Source organism: Leifsonia sp. 10N434 (genome assembly GCF_056394405.1).
The window spans coordinates 241,443-266,218 of record NZ_JBFTHV010000001.1 but is presented as its reverse complement, the minus strand read 5'-3'; the positions used below and the strand labels follow the sequence as shown (position 1 = coordinate 266,218).

Here is a 24,776-nt window from a genome sequence, read left to right as displayed (position 1 = left end):
TCGACCCCGCTTGACAGCAAATTTCCAGCGCTGTAATTTGGCCAGGGCGCGGAGGAATTCCACGCGCTGCACCAGTCACTCAAGGGAGAGAATCACATGAAGAAGCGATCTGCAGGGCGTGTCCTCGCCGCGGCAGTGGCCGCTGGTGTCGCCATCGCGCTCAGCGCGTGCGGCAGTCCGGGCGGCTCCGGTGGCGAAGTCGCGTCCGGCGACTACACGGGTCCCCAGGTCACGGTCACCTTCTGGAACGGCTGGACGGGCGGCGCTGCGCCGGTGCTCGTTCCGAAGCTGGTCGAGAAGTTCAACGCCGAGCACAAGAACATCGTGGTCAAAGACGTCCCCATGGAGTGGGCCGACCTCGCCAAGAAGATGCCGCTCGCGGTCAAAGCGGGCAAGGGGCCGGATGTCGCGGTCGCGCACGGCGACGACGTCGCCACCTACGCCGCTCAGGGCCTCCTGCTCAAGAGCGATTCCATCGTCAAGTCGCTCGGTTACAGCGCCAGCGACTTCCCGGAGGGCCTCATGAAGGCCGGCTCCTACAAGAGCGCTCAGTACGGCATCCCGTGGAGCGTCACCCCGCTCGGTCTCTACGTGAACAAGGACGTGCTGAAGAAGGCCGGCCTCGACCCCGAGACCGTTCCCGCCGACAAGACGGCCTACATGGCGGCGCTCGCCAAGCTCAAGACGGCCGGCGTGCAGGGCGAGTGGGTCGACGGTTATGTCTTCACCGGCACCTTCGAGTTCGAGTCGCTGCTCTGGCAGTTCGGCGGCGACCTCTTCAACGACGACGTGACCAAGGCCACGTTCAACTCGGATGCGGGTGTTCAGGCCCTCACGCACATGACCGACCTGATCAAGCAGGGCTACAGCCCCGCGAACGTCGCTCAGGACGGCAACATCAACGCCCTGATCGCGGGCAAGACCGCCTTCAACTGGAACGGTGTCTGGCAGACCACCAACACGGCGTTCGACAAGCTGCAGTGGGCGGCCACCGCAGTTCCCCAGATCGGAACCGAGAAGGCCGTATGGTCGAGCTCGACCCACTGGATGTTCCTGAACAACAAGGGCCAGGACAAGAACAAGACCGCGGCTGCCGCGACCTTCGTGAAGTGGATGAACGACAACTCCGCCAGCTGGCCCGACACCGGTGAGCTGCCCGCGAGCAACAGCGTGCGCAACGACCCGGCTCTGGTGCAGAAGTACCCGAACCTCAAGCCGTTCCTCGACGAGCTGCCCTCCGCCCACTACGAGACGTCCGCTCCGGGCATCACCAGTGTCACCGCGACCGTCACGACAGCAGTCAACGAAGCGGTCACCGGTAAGAAGTCGCCCAAGCAGGCGCTCGACGACGCGGTCGCCAAGGCGAACACACTGCTCGAGCAGAACAAGCAGACCTATGGCGACTGAGCTCGCTGTAGAGGCGGCATCCCGGCCCGGCGCCGGGATGCCGCCTCGGCGCGCCCGGCGCAGCACCGGACTCGCCGCGCCCCGCCGAACGAAGACGGCCTACCTGTTCCTGGCGCCGTTCCTCGTGCTGTTCATCGTGTTCGTCGCGGCACCCGCCGTGTTCGGCCTCTGGATCAGCCTCACCAACTGGAGCCCGTTCCGCGACTCGCAGTCGTTCATCGGTCTCAAGAACTACATCGACCTCTTCACGCCGGGCTCGGCGACGTCCGCCGACTTCTGGCAGTCGATGGGGGCGACGGGGATCTTCACGCTCGCGAGCGTGCCGTTCCTCCTCGTCATCCCGCTGCTCATCGCGGTGCTCCTGAACCGGGCGATCCGCGGCGGCACCGTGTTCCGCGCCATCTTCTTCGCACCCTACGTGCTCGGCGTCGCCGTCATCGGCGTGATCTGGAAATACCTGCTCGACACGCAGTCCGGCATCGTCAACCACGTGCTCGGGATGCTCGGCCTCCCGTCCGACATCCCGTGGACGGTCAACGTCCCGTGGGTCTGGGTGTCCCTGGTCCTCGTCACCGTCTGGTGGACCCTCGGATTCAACACGGTGATCATCCTCGCGGGCCTCAAGGGCATCAACAACGACCTCTACGAAGCAGCCGCGCTCGACGGCGCCGGCGCGGTCCGGCAGTTCTTCAGCGTGACGCTGCCCGGCCTGCGCCAGGTGATGACCTTCGTCGTCACCGTCACGATCCTCGCCTCCGCCAACATGTTCGGCCAGTCCTACCTGCTCACCAAGGGTGGGCCGGGCAACCAGACACGCACAGCGATCATGTACATCTCCGATCAGGGCCTGTCGCAGAACAACATGGCGGCCGCGTCGGCGATGAGCTACGTGCTGTTCGTCTTCCTCGCGATCATCAGCATCGTCAACTTCCGCTTGCAGCGGGAGCGTTCGGAAAGGGCATCCCGATGACGGCCGTCACCTCCCCGAAGCCGGCGTCCGCCCGGCCTGAGCAGCCGGATGCTCGTCCCTCGCGTCCGTCGCGCCGGCGTCGCTCACCGCGTCGCACTGCGAGCCGCGTCGTGCTGTACGTCGTGCTCTCGATCATCGCGCTCATGATCATCGTGCCGCTGCTGTGGATCGTGCTCACGTCGTTCAAGACCGACAGCGACGCCATCCGCAACCCGTTCTCGGTGTTCCCGAATCCCTGGTCGATGGATGCGTACGTCACGCTCGCGAGCGGCCAGCAGCCGATCTTCCGGTGGTTCCTGAACAGCCTGCTCGCCGCGGCGCTGCAGACGGCGATCATCCTGGTCACGGCGTCAGCGGCTGCCTACGCCCTCGCCAGGCTCGAGTTCTGGGGCAAGAAGATCGTGTTCGGCGCGATCATCGCGACCCTGCTCGTTCCGCCGGTCATCTTCTTGATCCCGAACTACCTGATCGTGCAGAACCTCGGCTGGCTCGACACCATCTGGGCCATCTCGATCCCGGGCGCCGCCAGTGCGTTCGGTGTGTTCTTCCTGCGGCAGTTCTTCGTCGGGCTTCCGGTGGAGATCGAGGAGGCGGCGCGCATCGACGGAGCGGGCGACATCCGGATCTTCCTGCAGATCGTGATCCCGCTGGCTCGACCGGCGCTCGCGACGCTGGCGGTGCTGAGCTTCCTGGCGAACTGGAACGACTTCCTCTGGCCGGTGTACGTGCTGCTCAGCCCGGAGAACCTCACGCTGCAGCCGGGCCTCGCGCAGTTGCAGGGTGCCTACTCCACGCACTTCGCCATCGTGATGGCGGGTGCGGTGATCGCATCGGTCCCGGTGCTGATCCTTTTCTCGATCGCGCAGCGGCACATCGTCGACAGCGTGGCGAGCTCGGGCGTCAAGGGGTGAGGATGCGCGGGGGTGGGGCAGGTGCGGTTCTCGCGGCGCTCGGGCTGCTCGCTGCGGTCGGGTTGACCGGCTGCTCCGGGTCGGGGCAGGGTGACGGAGCGAGCGCGTCGCCGAGCGCCGCTGCGGGCTTCGCGATCGACCAGGACTTCGCCGATCCGAGCGTCCTCGTCGACGGCGGCACCGCGTACGCGTTCGCGACGAACACGCCGGGCTTCACCATCCGCGCCGCGACGTCGACGAACATGACGTCGTGGAAGCTCAGCGACACGGACCCCCTCCCCGTGCTGCCCGCGTGGGCGCAGTCCGGCAAGACGTGGGCGCCCGGGGTGGCTCGCGTGAGCGACGGCCACTACGTGATGTACATCACGGCGACCGACGCGAGCAGCGGCCGCCAGTGCATCGGAACGGCCGTCAGCTCGACGCCGGGAGGGCCCTACGCTCCGCCATCCGGACCGGCTGGCGCGGCACCGCTCGTCTGCCCGGTCGACGCGGGCGGCGCCATCGACGCGAGCACCTTCCGCGACGACGACGGACGGCTCTCCCTGGTCTGGAAGACCGACGGCAACTGCTGCGGACTCGACACCTGGATCGAGCTCGCACCGCTCAGCGCGGACGGGCTCTCGCTGGCCGGTCCGATCTCACGGCTGATGAAGCAGACCGAGTCGTGGCAGGGCGCGCTCGTCGAAGCGCCGGTGATCGTGAAGCGGGGCGGGCAGTACGTTCTCTTCTATTCGGCGAACGACTACGGGACCGACCAGTACGCGATGGGCACGGCGCTCTCTCCGACGCTGACCGGGTCGTACGCGGCGTCGTCGTCGCCGTTCCTCTCCTCGGCATCGAGCAAGGGGCGTTACATCGGGCCGGGCGGACAGGACGTCGTGACCTTCGACGGACGTGACTGGCTGGTGTTCCACAGCTGGGACGAGGCGTACTCGTACCGCGGCATGGTGGTGCGGCCGCTGAACTGGGACGGCGCGACGCCCACGCTCGGCTGAGCGCGGGAGGCTGCGTACGCGGGCGGCTCTCACAGCCACGGTCGGCCGGGAGTTCTGCACAGGTTCTGTGGATCGGGCCGGGATGCCGGTGGTCTCTGAAACGATGGCTCCATGAGCAACACCACCGGCACGACTCCCGAAGCCCGTTCCGGCGGCGCCGCTACGACCGATCCCGGCGGCGTCGCCGCCTCCACCCGCGAGCAGGCGCTCTCGACGCTGAGGGCGCTCGTCGGGCGGGACGACGCACAGTTCCACGACGGGCAGTTCGAGGCGATCGCGGCGCTGGTCGACGATCGTCGCCGAGCCCTGGTGGTGCAGCGCACCGGATGGGGCAAGTCGGCCGTCTACTTCGTCGCAACGATGCTCCTCCGCGCTCGGGGGGCGGGCCCGACCATCCTGGTCTCGCCACTGCTCGCGCTCATGCGCGATCAGGTCGCCGCCGCCGAGCGCGCGGGTGTGCGTGCGGTCACGCTCAACTCGTCCAACCGGCACGAGTGGGACGACGTGATGCAGCGTCTGCGCGACGACTCCGTCGATGCCCTGCTCGTCTCGCCCGAGAGGCTGAACAACCCGGAGTTCCGCGATGAGCACCTGCCGGCGCTCATCGGCCGCAGCGGATTGCTCGTGATCGACGAAGCGCACTGCATCTCCGACTGGGGACACGACTTCAGGCCCGACTACCGCCGCCTCCGCGAGCTCATCGCCACGATGCCCGACGGGGTGCCGGTGCTCGCCACCACGGCGACGGCCAACGAGCGCGTCGTTGCCGACGTGGCGGAGCAGATGGGCGCCGGGGCGGGCCATGCCGACGTGCTGACGATCCGCGGGCCGCTCGCCCGCAAGTCCCTGCGTCTCGGCGTGCTCACGCTGCCGGATGCCGGAGCACGGCTGGCCTGGCTGGTCAGTAACCTCGGTGCGCTGCAGGGGAGCGGAATCGTCTACGCCCTCACCGTCTCGGCCGCTGAAGACACCGCTCGCCTGCTGCGCGACGCGGGACACGAGACCTACGCGTACACCGGTCAGACGGACACTGCGGAGCGCGAAGACCTGGAAGGCAGGCTCAAGCGCAACGAAGTGAAGGCGCTCGTCGCCACCAGCGCCCTCGGCATGGGCTTCGACAAGCCCGACCTGGGGTTCGTCGTCCACCTCGGTGCGCCCTCGTCCCCGGTCGCGTATTACCAGCAGGTCGGGCGCGCCGGCCGTGCGACCGACACGGCCGATGTCCTCCTGCTGCCCGGCCCGGAGGACCGGGCGATCTGGGAGTACTTCGCCACCGCGTCGATGCCGTCGAATGAGAAGGCGGACGCCGTGCTCGGCGCCCTCGGCAGTGAGCCGCAGTCGACGCGTGCCCTGGAGAGCCAGATCGACCTCAAGCAGTCGACGCTCGAACTGCTGCTGAAGGTGCTCGACGTCGACGGCGCGGTGCGGCGCGTCCCCAAGGGGTGGGTCTCGACGGGGGAGACCTGGGTCTACGACGAGGAACGGTACGAGCGCATCGCTGCGGCCAGACGCGTCGAGCAGCAGGCGATGCTCGACTACGAGACCACGGCCGACTGCCGCATGCAGTTCCTGCAGCAGCAGCTCGACGATCCGACGGCGGAGCCCTGCGGTCGCTGCGATCGGTGCGCGGGCGCGTGGTATCCGAGCGAGGTGGCGACAGGCGTCGCCGCATCCGTGGCGACGGCGCTCGACCGTGTCGGCGTAGAGATCGAGCCGCGCAAACTGTGGCCGACCGGCGCCGACCGGCTCGGCGTCCCGGTGCGAGGAAAGATCGCGCCCGAGCAGCTGCTGTCGTCCGGTCGCGCGCTCGCCCGTCTCACCGACCTCGGCTGGGGCGGCCCCCTGCGCGAGCTTCTCTCGAACGATGCGCCCGACCAGCCGGTGCCGCCCGCGCTGCTGGCGGCGTGCATCCGGGTGCTCGCGGACTGGCGCTGGGCGGAACGCCCGGTCGCCGTGGCCTCGGTGCCGTCGCGGCAGCGACCGATCTTCGTCGATTCCCTCGCCCGGGGGTTCGCCGACGCGGGGCGTCTGCCGTATCTCGGGTCGCTCGGGCTGCTCGGCGGCGGCCCGTCGGGCGAGCCCGGCGGTAACAGTGCGTTCCGACTCGCGACGGTCTGGGGGCGGTTCGGCGTCGGCGAGGTCGTGGTGCCGGTCGGGCAGCCCGTGCTGCTCGTCGACGACCTGGTGGACAGCCGTTGGACCATGACGGTCGCGGGTGCCGTGTTGCGTGATGCGGGCGCGTCGGCCGTGCTGCCGTTCGCGGCAGCACTCCGCAGCTGACGATGCCCTCAGGTGTCCTTGCGGATCCAGCGGAACGTGAGCCGGCACGCGATTACCCCGATCACGAGCCACGCGATGAGCACGAGCGCCATCCAGCCGAGCTGCCAGCTCCCGCTCGGCTCCTGCGACTCGAAGCCTGCCGGCAGGAACACGCTGCGCATGCCCTGCGCGATCCACTTGAGCGGGAAGATGCTCGCGATGTTCTGCAGCCACTCCGGCAGCAGGTTGAAGGCCAGATACACACCCGAGATGAACTGCAGCACGAGAACGATCGGGATGATCACGGCGGTGGCGCTCTTTCCCGTTCTCGGCACCGACGACAACGCGATGCCGAGCACGGCCGACGTCACGATCCCCAGCGCGTAGATCCAGACGAACCGCAGCCAGGCATCCGGATCGGTCGGAAGCGCTACGTCGAACACGAAGCGGGCCATCACCAGCAGCAACGCGATCTGCAAGACGCTCGTGACGATGACCTGCCCCATCTTGCCGACGAAGTACGACACCACGGGCAATGGGGTGCCGCCCAGCCGCTTGAGCGTTCCGTTGCTCTTCTCGATCGCGATGTCGACGGCCAGGTTCTGCACGCCGCTCAACAGGATCCCCGCCGCGATCATGCCCGGCAGGTAATACGCGGCTTGCGTGATGCCGCCCGAGCCGTCGGGGGCCGTCCCGACGTTGCCCAGCCCCTGGAATGCGACGGAGAAGATGCCGAGCATCACCACCGGGAAAAGGAACGTGAAGAAGATCGTGTCGGCCTGGCGGTAGTACATCAGCGTCTCGTACCGCACGCGCAGGACCCCGAGCCCCATGGTTCTCATGCGCGGTCCCCTTCCGTCGCAGAGTGGCGACTCGACCTGCGACCACCGCTCTCCGCGGCGCTGCCACCCTCGGCAGCGGTGCCGCCCTCGGCTGCGCCGCCCGTCTCGGCGACGCTGCCGCTCTCAGCTGCGCTGGTCGTCGGGTCGATGGCCGTGTCGGTCTCGCGTACGAGTTCGAGGTAGATGTCTTCCAGACTGGGGCGGATCACCTCGAGATTCCGCGGTTCTGTCCCGAGCTCAGCGATCAGACGCGCCACCACTGCGCCCGGCGTCTCGGACCGCTCCGACTGCGGCCGGCCGGCCGAATCGCGCCAGCGGACGATGGGCACGCGGGCGGACGCGTCGCCGATCGCGTCGACCGCGCCGATGTCCACCAGCGTGCCGCGCGCGATCACCGCCACGCGGTCGCTGAGCTGGGCGGCCTCGTCCAGGTAGTGGGTGGTCAGCAGGATCGTCGTGCCCTCGCGCTTCAGCCCGCGGATCAGGTCCCAGAACTCATGCCGCGCCTCCGGATCGAAGCCCGTGGTCGGCTCGTCGAGGAACAGCAGCTCGGGGCGACCGACGACACCGAGTGCGACATCCAACCGTCGTCGCTGACCGCCGGACAGGTTCCGGATGCGCGTCTTGGCCTTGTCCGTGAGCCCGACGGCGAAGATCACCTCATCGACGTCGCGCGGCCGCGGGTAGAAGCGCGCGAAATGGGCGACCTGCTCGCGCACGGTGACGTCGGCGGCTTCCGCGCCCGACTGCAGCACGATGCCGAGCCGCGCCTTCCACTCGACCCCGCCGCGGTGGGGGTCGACCCCGAGAACGCTCGCAAACCCGCCGCTGCGGTCGCGGTACCCCTCGAGGATCTCGATCGTGCTGCTCTTGCCGGCGCCGTTCGGTCCCAGGAGGGCGAACGTCTCACCGCGTTCGATGTCGAAACTGACGCCGCGCAACGCCTCGAGGGAGCCGTACGACTTGCGCAGGTCGCGCACCGAGACGGCCGCACCTGCCGCGGGCCCGTCGGGCAGCTGCGAGGTCATGCCCCCATCATGCCCCGCCGCCGCCCGCCCCGCGATGCCCCGGCGCCGTCCAGGTGCCGGGGCTACGCCCGGATCAGGACCGGGACGCCCGCTGTGCGCTTCGCACCACCGCCAGCAGGGCCAGGATCACGATGATCGCACCGGCCGCGACGAGTCCGAGCGTCCACGCGCTCGCCGGCGTGAGCGACTGGAGCCAGAGCTCGGCCGCCACCAGGCGCGTGCGCGCCGACACGATCCAGAGCATCGTCAGGGCGAACACCACCAGAATGGCCCCCCAGACGACGCCACCCCATCGGATGCTCGGCCGCCGCGTCGGCCGCTCCGGCCGGTAGGGCGAGGAGGAGACCGTGGCAGAGAAGGCGGCGGGAGGGGGCGGTGCCGCAGCCGTGAGAGGAATGGTCGCGTCGAAGGGTGCAGAGGCTCCCGTCGACACGGGCGGCGCATCCGTCCCGTTCTCCGTGACCGGTCCGGCCGGAACACTCTCGTCCAGCGGACGCGTCGCCGCCGTGTCATCCGGCACGATCGGCCGGGTGTTGTCGTGCTGGTCGGCGCTCACTGTCCGTCCCCTTCTGTCTGCTGCATGGTCACTTCTCCGGCCTGGTCGACCCGCACGATCACATCCGGTATGTCGTCGTCGCCGACGGTGTAGTTGGCGATGCAGTGACCTCCTCCGACCGGCGTGCACGCGTGCATCTCGAGGTCGCCCGCCGAGTCGTACGCGTACAACGCCGATCCGTGAAGGTCGCCCATCACCTGCGCCGTGATGCCCGGTGCGATCTGCACGGTGGTCGTGCCCGACACCTTCACCAGGTCGACGACAGGCGTGTCGGCATGGAATGCCTTGCCGAGGGAGGCTCCGAGCTCGATCGTCGTCTGGCCGTAGACCTGCGAGTAGCTCGCGTCGGACCGTGGGGAGACGTACGCGCCGTCGAAGATCAACTCTCGGTCGCGGGGGATGAAAGCGGAGACCAGCGTGATGACCGCGAGCAGGATGCCGAGGAACGTGAGGAAGCCGCTGCGTCGCTTTGCGAGTCCGGCGATCAGCGAGGTCAGGCCGAGCACGAGGGTTGCGACGGCCAACGCCGCGGTCAGCTCGTAACCGGGCAAGCCGGTCAACGAGGTCCAGAGCGCCGAGGTGAGGGCGGCGCCGATCAGTGCGACGCCGATCGCGACCCAGCCGACAGCCGCGCCCACCCGGGGGTTCGCGGCCCGGTATGCCCGCCGTCGCGCGGCGGCGTCGGCCTGCATCGCGGTGCTCTGGGCGCGGAGTTCGGCCGAGCGCTGCGCCTTGACCGCACGCATGTCGGCGTTCAGGCGCTCCTTCCACTGCGCGTGCTCCGCGCGCCAGGCGGCCTGGCGCGCCTGCCAGTCCGCGACATCCTGAGCGGATGCGTTCGTCGTCGGCGCCGGCGGCTGCTGCGGCTCGGCGGACGTGTCGAGGCGGGGGGTGTCCGGGGTTCCCGGGGTCTCCGGGGTGGCGGCGTCCGAGGCGAGGTCGCCGGCGGCGCCCTCGTCGCCTGTTTCTGCGGTGGCGTTCCCTGTCGAGCGGGTCGGGATGGTGGCGGCCGCTGCGGTGCCGGCGGCCATCGCCGCCGAGCCTGCCGCGACGGCTGCTGCGGCCGAGGTGGCAGCTGCGGCTGCGGCGGCTGCAGCGCCGCGACCCGTCGAGTCCGGGCCCGTGGCGTCGCTCGGGGCCGTGGCCTCGCCCGTCGCACTGGTTCCGCCGGCCATCGAGGCGGGCCCGGCAGGCGGGCCGGAGGGGGCGGCACCCGGCTGTCCGAATGGAGCGGTACCGCGGCCGGTGGTGCCGGCGCGGCCCCAGTCGTTCCGTGCGGCCAGCACGATCAGACCCACCACGAGGGCGATCACGATCAGGGTCCAGAGCACCCGCCACACCACGTCTCCCCATCCGGGCTCACCCCACGGGTGAGCGCCGAACCACCACACACCCTGTGGCAGTGGCAGCAGCGAGAGGAGGGCGAGGATGCCGATGCCGACGATGGCGGGCTGGAAGTCCCCGTCGAACAGGCGCTGCAGGTGGATCCGGTTCTCGCGGTCAGGGAGGAGCGCCCAGGCCGCGGCGTACACCAGCAGTACGGGGGCGCCGAGGATGGCCGCGACGACGACGATCCCGCGCACGATGAGCGGATCGATGCCGAGGCGGTATGCCAGTCCGGCGCACACACCGCCGAGCCAGCCGTCGCTGCGCGTGACGCCGAGCCCGCGCATCCAGTCGAAGAAGCGCGTTCCCCGGCCGGCGAGCCCGGTCTGCGAGCCGCCGTAGGGCGACGAGGGGCCGCCGCCGTAGGGCGACGAGGGTGAGCCTGGGGGAGGCGGGGGCGGCGGTGGCGTCGATTCGTGCTGTGACATGTTTCGATCGTGGCCCCGGATGCGCCGCCGCTCTATCGGGTATCACCCTGACGCGTCCCTGATTCCGGATGCCCAGGGTGTCGGGGAGGCTCGGGGTCTGCTTGGATCTTCACGTGTCCCAGACCGCTTCCTCCCGCCCGCCGAGGGCCGCGCGCCCCGAACGCCTGCCGCTCGCCCGGCCGCGCGTGTGCGTACTCAGCGGAGTGAGCGTCGCCCTCGCGGACCACCTGGGCTGGCCGGTCGTCGCGGTGCGCTGGCTCTTCGTCGCGCTGTCGCTCGCCGGGGGAGCGGGAGCGCTCCTCTACCTCTGGCTGTGGGCGCTCACGCCGCTGCGGCCGCCGGTGCCGGATGCGCCGGTCGAGGGAGTGCAACGCCAGGTGCCGGTGTCGTGGCTGCTGGCCGTGCTCGCGGTCATCACCGGCATCGGCGCGATCGCCCTCGTCTTCTCCGGGTCGGCCTCGTTCGCGGTGCTCGGGACGATCGCGGTGCTGATCGCGCTCGCCGCCGGGGCGGTGGCCTGGGATCAGGTCGTGGACGCGGGCGATGCGGCGCGGGGCCCGGCATCGTCGACGGCCCTCCGCATCTCGATGGGCGCGTTCCTGCTCTTCATGGCCGCGGCGCTGGCGACCATCCCGAATCGCGTGGAGTCCGGGTGGCTCTGGCTGTGCATCATCGCTGTCACTTTCGCGGGAGCGGCGGTGCTGCTCGCGCCGTGGGCGTTCCGGCTGTGGCGGGAGCTCATCGCCGAGCGCACGGCCCGCATCAAGGAGGAGCAGCGGGCGGAGATCGCGGCGCACCTGCACGACTCGGTGCTGCAGACGCTCGCGCTCATCCAGAACCGGGCGGGTGCGTCGAGCGAGGTGGCCCGCATCGCACGCGCGCAGGAACGCGAGCTGCGCGATTGGCTCTACGCCGGATCCGAGGCTCCTGCCGGCGACCTGGCGACGGATCTGCGCGACTTCGCGGCGGCGCTCGAGATCGACCATCCGGTGCAGATCGACGTGGTCGCCGTCGGCGATCCTGTTCAGCATGGCACCTCCGAACTCGCCGCCGCCGCCCGCGAGGCGATGCTCAACGCGGCCAGGCACGCCGGCGGCGAGGTCTCCGTGTACGTCGAGAGCAGGGCCGGCGCCGTCGACGTGTTCGTGCGCGACCGTGGACCCGGCTTCGACGTGGACGCGCTACCCGACGGCCGCCTCGGTGTGCGAGAGTCGATCATCGGCCGGATGAAGCGGGCGGGGGGCCAGGCGGCCGTGACCTCCCGCGACACCGGCACCGAGATCCATCTGAGCATCGAGTTCCCGAGCGAGCAATCATGAGCGACACACCCGTCACCGTCGTCATCGTCGACGATCACTCCATCTTCCGTTCCGGTCTGCGCGCCGACCTGGATGCGCGGCTCGAGGTCGCCGCGGAGGCCGCCGACGTGGATGCCGCGGTGGCCGCGATCCTCGCCTCGCGACCCGACGTGGTACTGCTCGACGTGCACCTTCCCGGCGGGGCCGGCGGCGGAGGCGCCGAGGTGGTGCGACGGACGGCCGCGGAGTGCCCGGATACACGGTTCCTGGCTCTGAGCGTGTCGGACGCGGCCGAGGACGTCGTCGCGGTCATCCGGGCGGGGGCTCGCGGCTACCTGACGAAGGGCAGTTCCGGCAGCCAGGTGAGCGACGCCGTCGTGGCGGTCGCCGGCGGCGACGCGGTCTTCTCGCCGAAGCTGGCCGGCTTCGTGCTCGACGCGTTCGGCGCGGCCGCGGGGGAGCAGGCCGAGACCGTGGACGAGCTCGACCGGCTCTCCGCCCGCGAGCGCGAGGTCATGCGCCTGATCGCGCGCGGCTACTCCTACAAGGAGGTGGCCGCGGAACTCTTCATCTCGATCAAGACCGTCGAGACGCACGTCTCCGCCGTGCTCCGCAAGCTGCAGCTCTCGTCCCGTCACGAGCTCACCGCCTGGGCCCTCGAGCGCAAGCTGCTCTGACGCCGCGCCTCGCCGCTTCGGCTGCGCTGCTGCCGCTGCTGTGCCGGCCCCAGGTACTGCGTCGATCGCGCCACAACACTGTTCACGATGGCGGGGACGGCGGTGGGGCCGTGTGCAGCGCGAGGATCGCCCGGACGCGCCTGACGAGCTGGTCGTCAGCGAGGTCGCCGGGTCCGAGGTAGACGACGGTCCAGCCGTCCGCCTGGAGGTCGAGCTGCCTGGTCATGTCCGCCCGGAACCGGTGGACGGGTCGATGCACGTCGCCCTGATACTCGAGAATCACCCGCTGCTCTGGAAAGGTGAGGTCGCCCCGGTAGACACGGCCGGTTGCCGTCGTGATCGTCGGGTTAGCGATCATTCCCGATACCCCTGCTCGCACCAGCCGGGTGCGCAGCCGCGACTCCTGCGGCGATTCGGCACGGTCATCGAGCAGGGGGAGTGCCTCGACGAGACGCCGTCGCCATCGTCTCGACGGATACCTGTCGACGGCTGCTGCCAGGCCATCCAACCTCGTCCCGCCGAGCCGTCGGTGCAGAAGTGCGTCGCCGACGGTGACGAGCGTCTCGACATCGAGATGCGAGCTCAGCTCGCACCACCATCGCGCCGGAGCGCTCGCCGGAACGCCGGCGACCGAGCTGACATCCCCGAAGTGGATGCGCACGGAGTGCCCGCGAACCCCCGATACACGTGGCGCTCGCCCAGGAGCCGGTACGGAGACGTCGAGAGGGGCGTCGTCACGTTCGAGTTCTGCGGGCAGGGGGACGCCGTAGAGGCGCGCGGCGGTGGGGCCACTCACGAAGCCGCCGGGCGGAAGGCGCTGCATGTACGCGTGGCAGCGGCCGACGAAGTCGAGTTGCCGAGTGCAGACGACCCCTCGGAACGGCCGAGTCAGGTCGGGTGCACGGAGCCGACGAGGAGAGACGCCGTGCTCGCGCGCCTGGGCGACCGCGAGCGGGCGGGCGAGTGAGATCGGCAGCGGGGTGAGCGTCGGCATGCCTCCAGCCTGTCTGAGGAGGGGTCTCCGCGGGAGTTATCCACAGGCGCAATCGAGTGCTCGAAGGTGAGTGGTCACTCGTCGTCGCTTCGCGCTCGATTTCGCCCCCTCACGCGACAACAACTGACCACTCACAGGGGCGGCCGGGTAAGAGGAACCTGGGGGAGGTGGGCGGGTAAGAGGAACCTGAGGGAGACGGAGGAGGGAGGTGGAGGAGGGAGGTGGAGTGGGGAGGCGCGGACAGGCCCGCCCTACGCGAACAGGCGCTGCAGGCGCCGCACGCCCTCGAGCAGCTCGTCGTCGCCGAGCGCGTACGACAGCCGCAGGTAGCCCGACGGGCCGAACGCCTCGCCCGGCACCGTCGCCACCTCCGCCTGCTCCAGGATGAGGTCCGCGAGCTCCAGAGAGGTGCGGGGCGTCACACCGCCCCACGTGCGCCCGAGCAGCCCGGACACATCCGGATACACGTAGAACGCGCCGAGCGGGGTGGGCGTGCGCACGCCGTCGATCGCGTTCAGCTCCGCGACGATCGTGCGGCGGCGCCGGTCGAAGGCCAGTCGCATCTGCTCCTCGGCCTCCTGTGGTCCGGTCAGCGCCTCGAGGGCCGCGCGCTGCGAGATGTTGGAGACGTTGGACGAGAGGTGCGATTGCAGGTTCGCCGCTGCCGCGATCGCGTCGGCCGGCCCGGTCATCCAGCCCACGCGCCAGCCCGTCATGGCGTAGGTCTTCGCGACCCCGTTGACGAGGATGGTGCGGTCGGCGAGCGAGGGTACCGCCTCGACGATCGAGACCGCGCGCACGCCGTCGTAGGTGAGGTTCTGATAGATCTCATCAGCGATGACCCAGAGTCCGTGCTCGTCGGCCCAGCGGCCGATCTCCTCCACCTGCGCCGCCGGATAGACGCTGCCGGTGGGGTTCGACGGCGAGACGAAGAGCAGCACCTTCGTCCGCTCCGTGCGGGCCGCCTCGAGCTGATCGACCGTGACCAGGTAATCCTGGTCCGCGCCGGCGAAGACGTCGACCTGCGTGCCCCCGGCAAGCGCGATCGCCTCCGGGTAGGTGGTCCAGTACGGGGTCGGCACCAGCACCTCGTCGCCCGGATCCAGGAGGGTCGCGAACGCCTGATAGACGGCCTGCTTGCCGCCGTTGGTCACCACGACCTGTGACGGTGACACCTGCAGCCCGGAGTCGCGCAGCGTCTTGACGGCGATCGCCTCGCGCAGCTCCGGCAGCCCCGCGGCGGGGGTGTAGCGGTAGTTGCGGGGGTCCTGAACCGCCTCGAGGGCGGCCTCGACGATGTTCGAGGGCGTGACGAAATCGGGCTCGCCGGCGGCGTAGCTGATGACAGGGCGACCCTGGGCGCGGAGGGCCTTGGCCTTGGCGTCGACCTTGAGGGTGGCGGACTCGGCGATCGAGCTGATCCGGCGGGAGATGCGCTGCTGTGCGGTCACGCTGCTCAACTTTACAGTGGGCCATCCGTCCCATACACTTGGTCGCGGTAGTTGAAATCTGCCATGCTTTTTTGCGCCCATTTTTCTGGTGGAACGACTGCCTTTTCCCGTGTGGATTCTGGTGGAACCGCTGCCGGCGGAGTGACCGCTCGGCACCGTGAGCAATCTCGGAGCCGGATCGGTTAGCCTTGATCGAGGACGTGCGCGATCAGTATCGCGATCTCACTTTCCTAGGGCGGTGGCTCAATTGGTAGAGCAGCGGTCTCCAAAACCGCAGGTTGCAGGTTCGAGTCCTGTCCGCCCTGCAAGCCGGCACCCAGGTGCAGGCCCACGAAAGGTGTAACGAGGTGGCCCGAAAAGTTATCGACGAGCCGAGCGAGGACGTCGTCGCCAACGCGAAGAAAGACCGCGCTGCAAAGCGTGGACCCTTCGCGCGGATCGCGCTGTTCATCCGGCAGGTCTTCGGCGAACTCAAGAAGGTCGTCACACCCACCCGTAAAGAACTGCTGAGCTACACCGGTGTCGTGCTCGTCTTCGTGGTGATCATGATGGCGCTGGTGTCCCTGCTCGACTGGATCTTCGGTCTGGGCGTGTTCTGGGTCTTCGGTAATCCGGCTTGAGCCGGAACCGGCTTGATCCGGATCCGGTTCGATCCGGAACGCACCGACCAACAACAGGAATGGAATGAATTCAGTGTCTGAGACAAATCGCGACGACGTGGACTGGGCGACCGCAGCCGAGCAGTCCTCCGAAGACGATGAGGCGCAGACCGGTAACGTTCTGGCCGCCGACGAGGAGGCCGTCGACGCCGCCGAGCACGAGGCCCTGCACGTCGTCGCCGAAGACGGAACCGAGATCGATCTCGACGCCGTGCTCGACGCCATGGCCGAAGCGGTCGACCCCGAAGCGGATCGCGCCGTCGATGAGGCCCTCGAGGTCGACGACGACCAGGAGGCCGAAGCGGCCCTCGAGGCCGTCGAAGACGAAGACGAGAACGCCACCGACCCGTACGAAGAGTTCCGGGCCGAGCTCCGCAGCAAGATCGGCAAGTGGTACGTCATCCACTCGTACGCCGGTTTCGAGCGCCGCGTGAAGTCGAACATCGAGAACCGCATGGTCTCGATGAACATGGAGGACTTCATCTTCGAAGTCCAGGTCCCGATGGAAGATGTCGTCGAGATCAAGAACGGCCAGCGCAAGATGGTCAACCGTGTGCGCATCCCGGGCTACGTGCTCGTGCGCATGGACCTGAACGAAGACAGCTGGTCGGTCGTCCGTCACACCCCCGGCGTCACCGGCTTCGTCGGCAACGCGCACAACCCGACTCCCCTTCGTTTCGAAGAGGCCTTCTCGATGCTGAAGAGCCTCGTGCAGGTCGAGGCGGCTCCGGCCAAGGGCGGCGCCGTCAAGGGCTCCAAGACCACCGCTCGCGTCATCCCCGCCGAGGTCGACTTCGAGATCGGCGAGACGATCACCATCAAGGAAGGCTCGTTCGCGGGTCTCCCGGGTTCGATCAGCGAGATCAAGCCGGAGAGCGGCAAGCTCACCGTGCTCGTCTCCCTGTTCGAGCGCGAGACGCCGGTCGAGCTCAGCTTCGACCAGGTCACGAAGCTCTAACCCACCCCAGATTTTCCAGAACACCGGGTCTCGGACAGGCCGAGAAACCGGGAGAGCCGTTCGGGATGTCCCGATTCGGCTCGAATACACAAAGAAGGAAGAAACATGGCACCGAAGAAAAAGGTCACTGGTCTGATCAAGCTTCAGATCAACGCCGGCGCCGCCAACCCCGCCCCGCCGATCGGTCCGGCGCTGGGTCAGCACGGCGTCAACATCATGGAGTTCTGCAAGGCGTACAACGCGGCGACCGAGTCGCAGCGCGGCAACGTCATCCCCGTGGAGATCACCGTCTACGAGGACCGTTCGTTCACGTTCGTCCTGAAGACCCCGCCCGCCGCCGAGCTCATCAAGAAGGCTGCCGGCGTCGCCAAGGGCTCCGGCGTTCCGCACACCACCAAGGTCGGCAAGCTGACCCAGGAGCAGGTGCGCTCGATCGCCGAGCAGAAGATGGTCGACCTCAACGCGAACGACATCGACGCCGCGTCGAAGATCATCGCAGGCACCGCCCGTTCCATGGGCATCACGGTCGAAGCGTAAGCAGCGTCCCCAACCAGACATCCGTGGCAGAGCCGGCCAGGCTCGCACCACATTCTCGATAGGAGAAATCACATGGCACAGAAGTCAAAGGCCTACCGGGCCGCGGCCGAGAAGATCGAGGCCGGAAAGCTCTACACCCCCGAAGAGGCCGTCACGCTGGCTCGCGAGACCGGCTCGGCCAAGTTCAACTCGACCGTCGAGGTCGCGCTGAAGCTCGGCGTCGACCCGCGCAAGGCGGACCAGATGGTCCGCGGTACCGTCATTCTTCCTCACGGTACCGGCAAGACCGCGCGCGTCATCGTGTTCGCGACGGGTCCGGCCGCTGAGGCCGCGATCGCCGCTGGCGCTGACGAGGTCGGCGGCGCCGAGCTCATCGAGAAGGTCGCCGGTGGCTACACCGCGTTCGACTCGGCCGTCTCCACCCCGGAGCTCATGGGCCAGGTCGGCCGTCTCGGAAAGGTGCTCGGCCCGCGTGGTCTCATGCCCAACCCGAAGACCGGCACGGTCACCCCGGATGTGGCCAAGGCCGTCTCCGACATCAAGGGTGGAAAGATCGAGTTCCGCGTCGACAAGCACGCCAACGTGCACTTCGTCGTCGGCAAGGCCGGCTTCACCGCCGACCAGCTGCAGGACAACATCAAGACCGCTCTCGAAGAGGTCATGCGCCTCAAGCCGTCCTCCTCGAAGGGTCGCTACATCCAGAAGGGCGCCGTGTCGACCACGTTCGGCCCCGGCATCCCGCTGGACGTCAACTCCATCTAGTCAGGCGACGGCGTCTCACGAAGGCGACGTTCCACGACTGCGAAAAGCCCGCTCCCACTCCGGTGGGGCGGGCTTTTTCGTCGTTGCCGAACTGAGGATCGTTCACGCCGAGCAAACAGTTGCAACAGAACTGTCTACCCCTCTTGTGGCGGCAGAACCTGTGGGTCTACTGTCACCAATGGCGCGCGCCGCGTGCCGCCTCACCGTCGAGTAAGGATGACATTCATGAGAACTCGCATCACCGGGCGGGCCCTTCACAAGAGGACCGCAGGAATCATCGCCACCACGGCAGCCGTGGTGGCTTTGTCGATGACGGGCGTCGGAGCGGCCAACGCGGCCGACCGCGTCACGTTCAGCGACTCGGTGCCGAAGTGGGCGACCTCCGCCAACGACGCCGGAGCAGCACCTGCGGACGAGACGATCGAAGGCGAGATCTTCCTGCCGCTCCGCAACGCCGCGGGCGCGGAAGCGCTGGCGAAGGCGGTCTCGTCGCCCACCAACCACAGCTATCGCAAGGCGCTCAGCCCGAGCCAGTGGATCAAGAACTTCTCCCCGTCGAAGGCCGACTACGACTCCGTGCTGCGGTTCCTCAAGACCGCCGGCCTGACGGTCAACGGAACGCCGGCCAGCCGGCAGTACGTCGTCTTCCGCGGAACCGCCGACCAGCTCGGTTCGATCTTCGGAACCTCGCTGCACTCGTACAACTACGCGGGACGCACCCTTCTCGCCCCGGCCTCAGCGCCGTCCCTCCCGACCGCCGTCGGCTCCAAGGTCTCGGGCGTCAGCATCGAGCAGTCCCGGATGCTCACCAAGCCCGACTCGATCAAGCAGGGCGACCTCGGCCCGTCCGCAGCGCCGCAGGTGAGCCGCAAGAGCGTCGCCGCCGCGCCGGTGATCACCACGCCGTGCTCGCACTACGACGGTGAGCACACGGTGACCGTGCCGCCCGCCTACAACGGCAAGACGCAGTACAGCACCTACAACTGCGGTTACACGCCGAAGCAGCTGCGCTCGTCGTACGGCCTGGACACCCTCAACAAGAAGGGCCTGAACGGCAGCGGTCAGACGATCGCCATCATCGACGCCTACGCGTCGCCGAGCATCGTCAAGGACGCGAACACCTACGCCGCCGCCAACGGCGAGCCGGGACTCACCAACTCGACCTACCAGCAGCTGGTGCCGAAGCCGAGCGAGTTCGTCGACCAGGAGGCCTGCGCGTTCCCGAGCGGATGGCAGGGTGAGCAGACGCTCGACGTCGAGTCGGCCCACAGCATCGCCCCGGCCGCGCGCATCCTGTACGTGGGTGGCTTCAACTGCGGTGGCGGTATCGACATCGCGATGTCGAAGATCCTCGACAACAAGCTGGCCAACATCGTGAGCAACAGCTACGGCAACGTCGGCGAAGACGTTCCGGCCGATGTGGTCGCCGGTCAGGTGAACATCGAGCTGCAGGCTGCCGGTGAGGGAATCGGCCTCTACTACTCGAGCGGTGACAACGGAGACGAGGCCGCACGCCTCGGCTACCCGTCGCCGGACTTCATGGCCTCGTCGCCGTGGGTTACCTCGGTGGGTGGGACGAGCATGGGCATCGACAAGAACGGCAAGATGACCTATGAGACCGGCTGGGGCGACCAGTTCGACCAGATCGTGAAGGATGCCTCGGGCGCCCTCGCGTACGCTCAGCCGCTCCCCGGAACCCGCTTCGTCGGAGGCGCCGGTGGTGGCGTCAGTGCGATCTTCTCGCAGCCCGACTACCAGAAGGGGGCGGTGCCCGCATCGCTCGCGAACGGGATGCGCGTCTCGCCGGACATCGCGGCGCTCGCCGACCCGTACACCGGGTTCCAGATCGGCATCCGTCCGATCATCGACGACACGACGCTCGAGACCGGTGACTTCGTCAACGAGACGTATGGCGGCACCTCGCTCGCCGCGCCGATCGTTGCCGCGCAGATGGCTCTCGTGCAGCAGGCGACCCACACGACGATCGGGTTCGCGAACCCGACGTTGTACGCCGTGAAGAAGGCCGTGCCGAGCAGCGTCCGCGACGTGCTCCCGCTGAACCCGAAGTCCGGTGTCGTGTACACCAGCGCGATCAGCGGAAACACGTACTTCGTGACGTTCGATCAGGACACCTCGCTCAAGACCGCGAAGGGATACGACGACGTGACCGGCCTCGGTGGCGTTTCGTTCGGCCTCCTGTCGCAGGTGGCGGCGGGCCGGCACTAGCCGGCTGCACCCGACGGCCGGTCGTCCTCCCGGACGGCCGGCCGTCGCTGCGCCCGCTCCCCGCCACGGGGCCGCCGGGCTGGGTAGGGTGAAGGGATGACCGTTCGGATCCGCCCCGCCGAGGCCGGGGACGCCGCGGCCCTCGCCGCCGTCGCCGCCGTGACCTTTCCGCTGGCCTGCCCGCCGCACACCACCGACGAGGCGAAGGCGCACTTCATCGCGACCGTGCTGTCGGAGGAGCGGTTCGCCGAGTACCTTGCCGACGTGAGCCGCCTGCTGCTCATCGCGGAAGACGACGAGCATCCGCATGCCGGGGCGATCGGCTACACGATGCTGAACCTCGGCGAGCCGGCCGACGCGGACGTGAAGGCGGCCATCCGCATCCGGCCCACGATCGAGCTGAGCAAGTGCTACGTGATGCCCGGCCATCACGGCGCCGGCGTCGCGAGCGGGCTGATGGCCGCAAGTGTCGACGCCGCGGTCGCCGCCGGATCGGCGGGCATGTGGCTGGGCGTCAACGAGGAGAACGGCCGGGCTCAGCGGTTCTACGGCAAGCACGGCTTCGAGCGCGTCGGCACCAAGCACTTCCTGGTGGGGGACCGCCTCGAGGACGACTGGGTGATGGAGCGCTCGCTGGCGTAGCGCGCAGCCCCGGCCGCCGACCTCAGCCCTCGGCGACCTTCAACACGATCTTGCCGCGGGTGTGCCCCGACTCCATAGCCCGGTGCGCCTCGGCGATCTGCTCGAGCGCGAAGATCTGGTCCACGTGCACGCGCACGTTTCCCGCCTCGAGCAGACGCGCGATCACCGCGAGCGTGTTGCCGTCGGGCGCGACCTTGAAATCCGTTCCGCGCACGCCGGCCGCGGCGACGTCGTCCGCGAAGGTCGGCCAGCTGCCTGTCGGCGCGTTGACGATGAGTCCGCCGCGGCGCAGCACGGACAGCGACCGCGACCCCGTCTCGTCGTGCACGTTGCCGATCAGATCGATCACGACGTCGACCTCGCCCACGACGTCTTCGAAGCGGGTGGTCGCGTAGTCGATGACCTCGGCGGCCCCGAGCGAGCGCAGCCACGGCACATTGGCGCCGGATGCCGTCGCGATGACGTGGGCGCCGAAATACGAGGCGAACTGCACCGCGAAGTGGCCGACGCCGCCGCTGCCGGCGTGGATGAGCATCCGCTGGCCTTCGTGCGCCTTGGCGACCTCGACCACCAGGCCCCAGGCCGTGAGGGCCGCCAGGGGCGCCCCGGCCGCCTCGATGTGCGAGAGGGTGCTCGGCTTGCGGACGACGCTGAGACTCGGCACCGAGACGTATTCGGCGTAGCTTCCGCTGTAGCGCGGCACCATCACCATGCCGAAGACCTCGTCGCCCGGCTTGATCGGATGCGCGGCGAAGGGGGACTGCACGACGACACCGCTGAAGTCGTGGCCGAGCACGGCGGGGAACTGGTGGATCGCGCCGAACACGCCGCGACCGGCACGCGTCTTGGCGTCGATCGGGTTCACGCCGGCGGCCACGACCTTCACGAGGAACTCGGCATTGACGCGGTCGGGGACCCCGGTCTCCTCGACGGCGAGCTCATCGGCGGCGCCCGCCTGATGGAGAAGTGCGGCCCGCATCGTCTTCTGCATTCGTCGTCCCCTCGTCGGTCGGGCAGTCGTGACAGCGGTTCGGGCCGTGCCATCGTGATCGCAACCAGTCAATCCCGCCAATGATTCCAAGGTGTTACGACGGCATCACCACGTGTGAACAATCCGTTTCGGATACCCCCTGGCGGTTTTCTCAAGATCGCTGGTTAGGATGCATTCGGGTCGGACCCGACCCCGGCCCTACCCGAACGAAATCCCCGACCCGAGACGAGGAACGCAGGTGACCCGACTGTCCGGCCCCCGCGCGCCCCGGCTGCTGCGGATCGTACGACAGCCGTTCGCCGTCCCGCTGCTCGCCGGCGGATGGCAGCGCGCGGTGCCGGTGCTGCTGGCGATCGGGACGATCGCCGTCCTCGGCGGTCTCACGCTCATCTGGGCGGCGCGGCTCACGGTTCCCTACCCGGTCTACGTGAGCGAGCTCGGCGCAGTCGGCGCGGCAACCAAGTTCCCGTTCGCGGTCGCGCTGCTCTGCATCGCCCTGGGTGGCTTCTCGATCGCGCTGGCCTCCGGGCACATCCGGTCGTCGGCGCCCGTCTTGAACCGGTGGGCGCCCGCGATCACCCTGGGCTTCGCCGGCGTCTGCTTCGTGATCGCGTCGCAGGTCACCTGCACCGCCTACTGCCCGGTGCCGATCGTCGACCCGCGCTCGACGACGCAGGACCTCGTGCACACGTCGAGCGCCGTGCTGGGTTTCGCCGCGGCGTGCTACGCGATGCTCCAGGTCGCGTTCGCGACATCGATGCCCCGGGTCGCACGACTGTCGCTGGTCTGCTGCGTCGCGGTGGCCGGCATCACGATCGTGGGCGGGCTGCTCGCCCTGGTGCACGTGGCGACGGATGTCGGCTCCTGGCTGGAGCTCATCGGCACCACCGTTGCGATCGCGTGGCTGGCCGCCTACGGGCTGTCCCTGACGCGTTCGGCGACGCCCGCGACTGCCACACGCTGACGCGGCGTCAGTACCCGGAGGCGGCGGGCGCCGAGACGGCCGCCGCCTGCGTACGGCGACGCAGGACCGTGATCAGATCCTCCGCGAGGGAGACGAGCTTCGAGATCTCCGCGTCATCGCGGTCGACCCAGAGGCACTGGGGTTCCTCGTGCACCGGGACGAAGCCCGAATGCTGCTCCCAGACGAAGAGGGTCCGCTCCGCGCCGAGCACGTACTGCTGCCACCAGATCTGGCGCAGGTAATTGCGCGGGATGCTGCGGAACGCCTTGTTGGTCGTCTTGATCTCGGCGAGTTCGATCGTGCCGCCGGCGCGCACCGTGAGGCCGTCGGGCGTGGCCAGGTGACGGCGGTCGGCCTCGGCGTGGTAGAGCGCATCGCTCGGCTGGATGCCGTGGGTCGCGGCCACCCACGAGGCGATCTCGGGCTCGCGTGCCCGGCCGTACTGCGTGAAGACGTTGCCACCGAATCCGGTGCCGTTCAGCTTGTCGTACGCGGCCGACTCGACGGACTTCGGCGTGGACAGCTTTGCGACATCCGTGGCGGTGATGCCTCGACTGCGTGCCCGCAACCACGCGATGCGATCGCTCGAGCGCGCGACGAGGCGCACGAGATGCGGACCCTGCTGTGCCGGGGACGCGCCGACCGGCGGGAGAGCCGGCTCCGCCAGCGCGAGCGGGCGGGTCAGGGCGGGGTCGAACACTCCTCTATTGTGCCTCGGTCGCGGAGGCTGCGCGTCCTCCCACGCCCACGGAGCCGAGCTGCCGGCGCGCCTCGTCGAGGGTCGCCAGCGTGTCGACCGCCTCGCTGAGCGGATGCAGGGGCGAGTCGGTGAGTCCGTCGGTCACGTACCGGGCGAGAGCGGCGGCTTCGTACGACATCCCCTCGCGGTGCGGGCGTCCGTACGGGTCGACCCAGTGGGCGGCCATCCGTCCGTCCGGCCCGAAGAATCGCAGGCCGCTCGCCGCCCAGAACGGGCTGTCGGTCTCGACGCGCCCGGATGACCCGCTGATCGTCGCGAGCGACGGGGTCCCTGCCCGCAGCCCCGTGCTCAGGAGTGCCTGCGCGCCTGTCGCCGACGACAGGATCATCGCCACCTGCTCGTCGACGCCGGTCGGCGCGAGCGATCCGGTCGCCAGGATGCCGGCGGGGGCACCCAGCGCGAACGACGCCCACGACACCACATAGACGCCGAGGTCGAGCAGCGCACCGCCGGCGAGCGCCGGGTCGAACATCCGGCTGGTGGGGTCGAACGTGGCCGCGCCCCCGAAGTCGGCCGTCACGACGCGCACCTCGCCGAAGGCGCCGTCGGCCAGGAGCTGACGGACGATGTCGGTCTGGGGCAGGTAGCGCGTCCACATCGCCTCCATCGCGAAGACGCCCGCCGAACGGGCCGCATCGGCGATCGCGCGTGCGTCGGCCGCTGTCGCCGCCATCGGCTTCTCGATCAGCACGTTCTTGCCGGCCGCGATCGCGAGCAGGGCATGCTCGCGGTGCTGCGAGTGCGGCGAGGCCACGTAGACGACATCGACCCCGGGATCGGCGACCAGCTGCTCGTACGAGCCGTAGGAGCGCTCCACCCCGTGCGCTGCGGCGAACGCGGCCGCACGCTCGGCCGACCGTGACCCGGCGGCGACGACCCGCTGCGTGGTGTGCGTGTGCAGCGCATCCGTGAAGTCGGCGGCGATGCCGCCCGGCGCGAGCACGCCCCAGCGGAGCGCGGGGGCGTCGTGGGGATCGGGGTGCCGAGGCGCGGGCAGGGTGTCGAAGGCGTTCATGCGTCCAGTCTTCCGTAATGCGTTTATAGACGCGCCGCCGGGGCGCCGGCCATTGTCCAG

Annotated in this window: 23 protein-coding genes and 1 tRNA gene; 15 read left to right on the top strand and 9 right to left on the bottom strand. The window is 69.1% G+C overall.

From position 1 onward, the window contains the following. Positions 1-96 precede the first annotated feature (96 nt). From AC1DB1_RS01230 to AC1DB1_RS01210, 5 genes are all read left to right on the top strand, one after another. Positions 97-1,407 (top strand): ABC transporter substrate-binding protein, encoded by a 1,311-nt coding sequence (locus AC1DB1_RS01230; RefSeq protein ID WP_477199484.1) that lies wholly within the window; start codon positions 97-99, stop codon positions 1,405-1,407. After that, positions 1,397-2,377: a carbohydrate ABC transporter permease gene (locus AC1DB1_RS01225; protein ID WP_477199483.1), complete on the top strand. Its 981-nt coding sequence runs from the start codon at positions 1,397-1,399 to the stop codon at positions 2,375-2,377. Before AC1DB1_RS01230 ends, AC1DB1_RS01225 begins: the two co-directional genes overlap by 11 nt. Continuing rightward, positions 2,374-3,288: a carbohydrate ABC transporter permease gene (locus tag AC1DB1_RS01220; protein WP_477199482.1), complete on the top strand. Its 915-nt coding sequence runs from the start codon at positions 2,374-2,376 to the stop codon at positions 3,286-3,288. Before AC1DB1_RS01225 ends, AC1DB1_RS01220 begins: the two co-directional genes overlap by 4 nt. A 2-nt stretch (positions 3,289-3,290) precedes the next feature. Further along, the gene (locus AC1DB1_RS01215; protein ID WP_477199481.1) at positions 3,291-4,283 is read left to right on the top strand and encodes a glycoside hydrolase family 43 protein; all 993 of its coding nucleotides are present in this window, start codon (positions 3,291-3,293) and stop codon (positions 4,281-4,283) included. 111 nt (positions 4,284-4,394) lie between these two features. After that, complete coding sequence (locus AC1DB1_RS01210; RefSeq protein ID WP_477199480.1) at positions 4,395-6,563, top strand: RecQ family ATP-dependent DNA helicase; 2,169 nt, start codon at positions 4,395-4,397, stop codon at positions 6,561-6,563. 8 nt (positions 6,564-6,571) lie between these two features. Here the strand turns inward: AC1DB1_RS01210 and AC1DB1_RS01205 are convergent, their stop codons facing one another. The 4 genes from AC1DB1_RS01205 to AC1DB1_RS01190 form a co-directional block, all read right to left on the bottom strand. Beyond that, entirely contained in the window at positions 6,572-7,384 is an 813-nt protein-coding gene (locus AC1DB1_RS01205; protein WP_477199479.1) for an ABC transporter permease, read from the bottom strand. Further along, entirely contained in the window at positions 7,381-8,412 is a 1,032-nt protein-coding gene (locus AC1DB1_RS01200; protein WP_477199478.1) for an ABC transporter ATP-binding protein, read from the bottom strand. Before AC1DB1_RS01200 ends, AC1DB1_RS01205 begins: the two co-directional genes overlap by 4 nt. A gap of 73 nt (positions 8,413-8,485) precedes the next feature. Continuing rightward, positions 8,486-8,968, bottom strand: a complete 483-nt coding sequence (locus tag AC1DB1_RS01195; protein WP_477199477.1) for a hypothetical protein — start codon at positions 8,966-8,968, stop codon at positions 8,486-8,488. After that, positions 8,965-10,782 carry a PspC domain-containing protein gene (locus AC1DB1_RS01190; protein WP_477199476.1) on the bottom strand — a complete coding sequence of 606 codons (1,818 nt, stop codon included), beginning with the start codon at positions 10,780-10,782 and terminating at the stop codon, positions 8,965-8,967. The genes AC1DB1_RS01195 and AC1DB1_RS01190 overlap by 4 nt, the downstream gene beginning before the upstream one ends. Before the next feature lie 113 nt (positions 10,783-10,895). Between AC1DB1_RS01190 and AC1DB1_RS01185 the strand changes: the two genes are divergently transcribed. Together AC1DB1_RS01185 and AC1DB1_RS01180 are read left to right on the top strand one after the other, a co-directional pair. Then, positions 10,896-12,101: an ATP-binding protein gene (locus AC1DB1_RS01185; RefSeq protein WP_477199475.1), complete on the top strand. Its 1,206-nt coding sequence runs from the start codon at positions 10,896-10,898 to the stop codon at positions 12,099-12,101. Beyond that, positions 12,098-12,757, top strand: a complete 660-nt coding sequence (locus AC1DB1_RS01180; protein WP_477199474.1) for a LuxR C-terminal-related transcriptional regulator — start codon at positions 12,098-12,100, stop codon at positions 12,755-12,757. Before AC1DB1_RS01185 ends, AC1DB1_RS01180 begins: the two co-directional genes overlap by 4 nt. 82 nt (positions 12,758-12,839) lie before the next feature. Here the strand turns inward: AC1DB1_RS01180 and AC1DB1_RS01175 are convergent, their stop codons facing one another. Together AC1DB1_RS01175 and AC1DB1_RS01170 are read right to left on the bottom strand one after the other, a co-directional pair. Then, on the bottom strand, positions 12,840-13,751 hold the full coding sequence (locus tag AC1DB1_RS01175) for a hypothetical protein (protein WP_477199473.1): 912 nt from the start codon (positions 13,749-13,751) through the stop codon (positions 12,840-12,842). Between the two features lie 251 nt (positions 13,752-14,002). Beyond that, positions 14,003-15,202, bottom strand: a complete 1,200-nt coding sequence (locus AC1DB1_RS01170) for a pyridoxal phosphate-dependent aminotransferase (RefSeq protein ID WP_477199472.1) — start codon at positions 15,200-15,202, stop codon at positions 14,003-14,005. A 232-nt stretch (positions 15,203-15,434) separates the two neighbouring features. Here AC1DB1_RS01170 and AC1DB1_RS01165 point away from each other — a divergent pair. The 7 genes from AC1DB1_RS01165 (at position 15,435) to AC1DB1_RS01135 (ending at position 20,986) form a co-directional block, all read left to right on the top strand. Next, positions 15,435-15,507, top strand: a tRNA-Trp gene (locus AC1DB1_RS01165). 42 nt (positions 15,508-15,549) lie between these two features. Continuing rightward, positions 15,550-15,822 carry a preprotein translocase subunit SecE gene (gene secE, locus AC1DB1_RS01160; RefSeq protein WP_271177361.1) on the top strand — a complete coding sequence of 91 codons (273 nt, stop codon included), beginning with the start codon at positions 15,550-15,552 and terminating at the stop codon, positions 15,820-15,822. Positions 15,823-15,895: 73 nt separating this feature from the next. Further along, positions 15,896-16,819, top strand: coding sequence for a transcription termination/antitermination protein NusG (gene nusG, locus AC1DB1_RS01155; protein WP_271177360.1), 924 nt, complete (start codon positions 15,896-15,898; stop codon positions 16,817-16,819). Between the two features lie 105 nt (positions 16,820-16,924). Beyond that, a complete protein-coding gene (gene rplK, locus AC1DB1_RS01150) occupies positions 16,925-17,356 on the top strand; it encodes a 50S ribosomal protein L11 (RefSeq protein WP_271177359.1) in 432 nt (143 codons plus the stop codon). A 72-nt stretch (positions 17,357-17,428) separates the two neighbouring features. Continuing rightward, complete coding sequence (rplA, locus tag AC1DB1_RS01145; protein WP_271177358.1) at positions 17,429-18,118, top strand: 50S ribosomal protein L1; 690 nt, start codon at positions 17,429-17,431, stop codon at positions 18,116-18,118. A 225-nt stretch (positions 18,119-18,343) separates the two neighbouring features. Next, positions 18,344-20,344: a S53 family peptidase gene (locus tag AC1DB1_RS01140; RefSeq protein WP_477199471.1), complete on the top strand. Its 2,001-nt coding sequence runs from the start codon at positions 18,344-18,346 to the stop codon at positions 20,342-20,344. Positions 20,345-20,440: 96 nt separating this feature from the next. Continuing rightward, positions 20,441-20,986 (top strand): GNAT family N-acetyltransferase, encoded by a 546-nt coding sequence (locus AC1DB1_RS01135; RefSeq protein ID WP_477199470.1) that lies wholly within the window; start codon positions 20,441-20,443, stop codon positions 20,984-20,986. Positions 20,987-21,008: 22 nt separating this feature from the next. Here the strand turns inward: AC1DB1_RS01135 and AC1DB1_RS01130 are convergent, their stop codons facing one another. Then, on the bottom strand, positions 21,009-21,977 hold the full coding sequence (locus tag AC1DB1_RS01130) for an NADP-dependent oxidoreductase (protein WP_477199469.1): 969 nt from the start codon (positions 21,975-21,977) through the stop codon (positions 21,009-21,011). 238 nt (positions 21,978-22,215) lie between these two features. On the opposite strand from AC1DB1_RS01130, the gene AC1DB1_RS01125 reads away from it, so the two are divergent. Then, positions 22,216-22,941: a DUF998 domain-containing protein gene (locus tag AC1DB1_RS01125; protein WP_271177354.1), complete on the top strand. Its 726-nt coding sequence runs from the start codon at positions 22,216-22,218 to the stop codon at positions 22,939-22,941. A 7-nt stretch (positions 22,942-22,948) separates the two neighbouring features. Here AC1DB1_RS01125 and AC1DB1_RS01120 read toward each other — a convergent pair whose 3' ends face one another. Together AC1DB1_RS01120 and AC1DB1_RS01115 are read right to left on the bottom strand one after the other, a co-directional pair. Further along, complete coding sequence (locus AC1DB1_RS01120) at positions 22,949-23,548, bottom strand: YqaJ viral recombinase family protein (protein ID WP_271177385.1); 600 nt, start codon at positions 23,546-23,548, stop codon at positions 22,949-22,951. 97 nt (positions 23,549-23,645) lie between these two features. Continuing rightward, positions 23,646-24,716 (bottom strand): Gfo/Idh/MocA family protein, encoded by a 1,071-nt coding sequence (locus tag AC1DB1_RS01115; protein WP_271177353.1) that lies wholly within the window; start codon positions 24,714-24,716, stop codon positions 23,646-23,648. Positions 24,717-24,776 lie beyond the last annotated feature (60 nt).

Bases quoted from the DNA above. Each gene is read 5' to 3' on its own strand.
- AC1DB1_RS01230 (WP_477199484.1), top strand. From the start codon at position 97: ATGAAGAAGCGATCTGCAGGGCGTGTCCTCGCCGCGGCAGTGGCCGCT.
- AC1DB1_RS01225 (WP_477199483.1), top strand. From the start codon at position 1,397: ATGGCGACTGAGCTCGCTGTAGAGGCGGCATCCCGGCCCGGCGCCGGG.
- AC1DB1_RS01220 (WP_477199482.1), top strand. From the start codon at position 2,374: ATGACGGCCGTCACCTCCCCGAAGCCGGCGTCCGCCCGGCCTGAGCAG.
- AC1DB1_RS01215 (WP_477199481.1), top strand. From the start codon at position 3,291: ATGCGCGGGGGTGGGGCAGGTGCGGTTCTCGCGGCGCTCGGGCTGCTC.
- AC1DB1_RS01210 (WP_477199480.1), top strand. From the start codon at position 4,395: ATGAGCAACACCACCGGCACGACTCCCGAAGCCCGTTCCGGCGGCGCC.
- AC1DB1_RS01205 (WP_477199479.1), bottom strand. From the start codon at position 7,384: ATGAGAACCATGGGGCTCGGGGTCCTGCGCGTGCGGTACGAGACGCTG.
- AC1DB1_RS01200 (WP_477199478.1), bottom strand. From the start codon at position 8,412: ATGACCTCGCAGCTGCCCGACGGGCCCGCGGCAGGTGCGGCCGTCTCG.
- AC1DB1_RS01190 (WP_477199476.1), bottom strand. From the start codon at position 10,782: ATGTCACAGCACGAATCGACGCCACCGCCGCCCCCGCCTCCCCCAGGC.
- AC1DB1_RS01180 (WP_477199474.1), top strand. From the start codon at position 12,098: ATGAGCGACACACCCGTCACCGTCGTCATCGTCGACGATCACTCCATC.
- AC1DB1_RS01175 (WP_477199473.1), bottom strand. From the start codon at position 13,751: ATGCCGACGCTCACCCCGCTGCCGATCTCACTCGCCCGCCCGCTCGCG.
- rplK (WP_271177359.1), top strand. From the start codon at position 16,925: ATGGCACCGAAGAAAAAGGTCACTGGTCTGATCAAGCTTCAGATCAAC.
- rplA (WP_271177358.1), top strand. From the start codon at position 17,429: ATGGCACAGAAGTCAAAGGCCTACCGGGCCGCGGCCGAGAAGATCGAG.
- AC1DB1_RS01140 (WP_477199471.1), top strand. From the start codon at position 18,344: ATGAGAACTCGCATCACCGGGCGGGCCCTTCACAAGAGGACCGCAGGA.
- AC1DB1_RS01135 (WP_477199470.1), top strand. From the start codon at position 20,441: ATGACCGTTCGGATCCGCCCCGCCGAGGCCGGGGACGCCGCGGCCCTC.
- AC1DB1_RS01130 (WP_477199469.1), bottom strand. From the start codon at position 21,977: ATGCAGAAGACGATGCGGGCCGCACTTCTCCATCAGGCGGGCGCCGCC.
- AC1DB1_RS01115 (WP_271177353.1), bottom strand. From the start codon at position 24,716: ATGAACGCCTTCGACACCCTGCCCGCGCCTCGGCACCCCGATCCCCAC.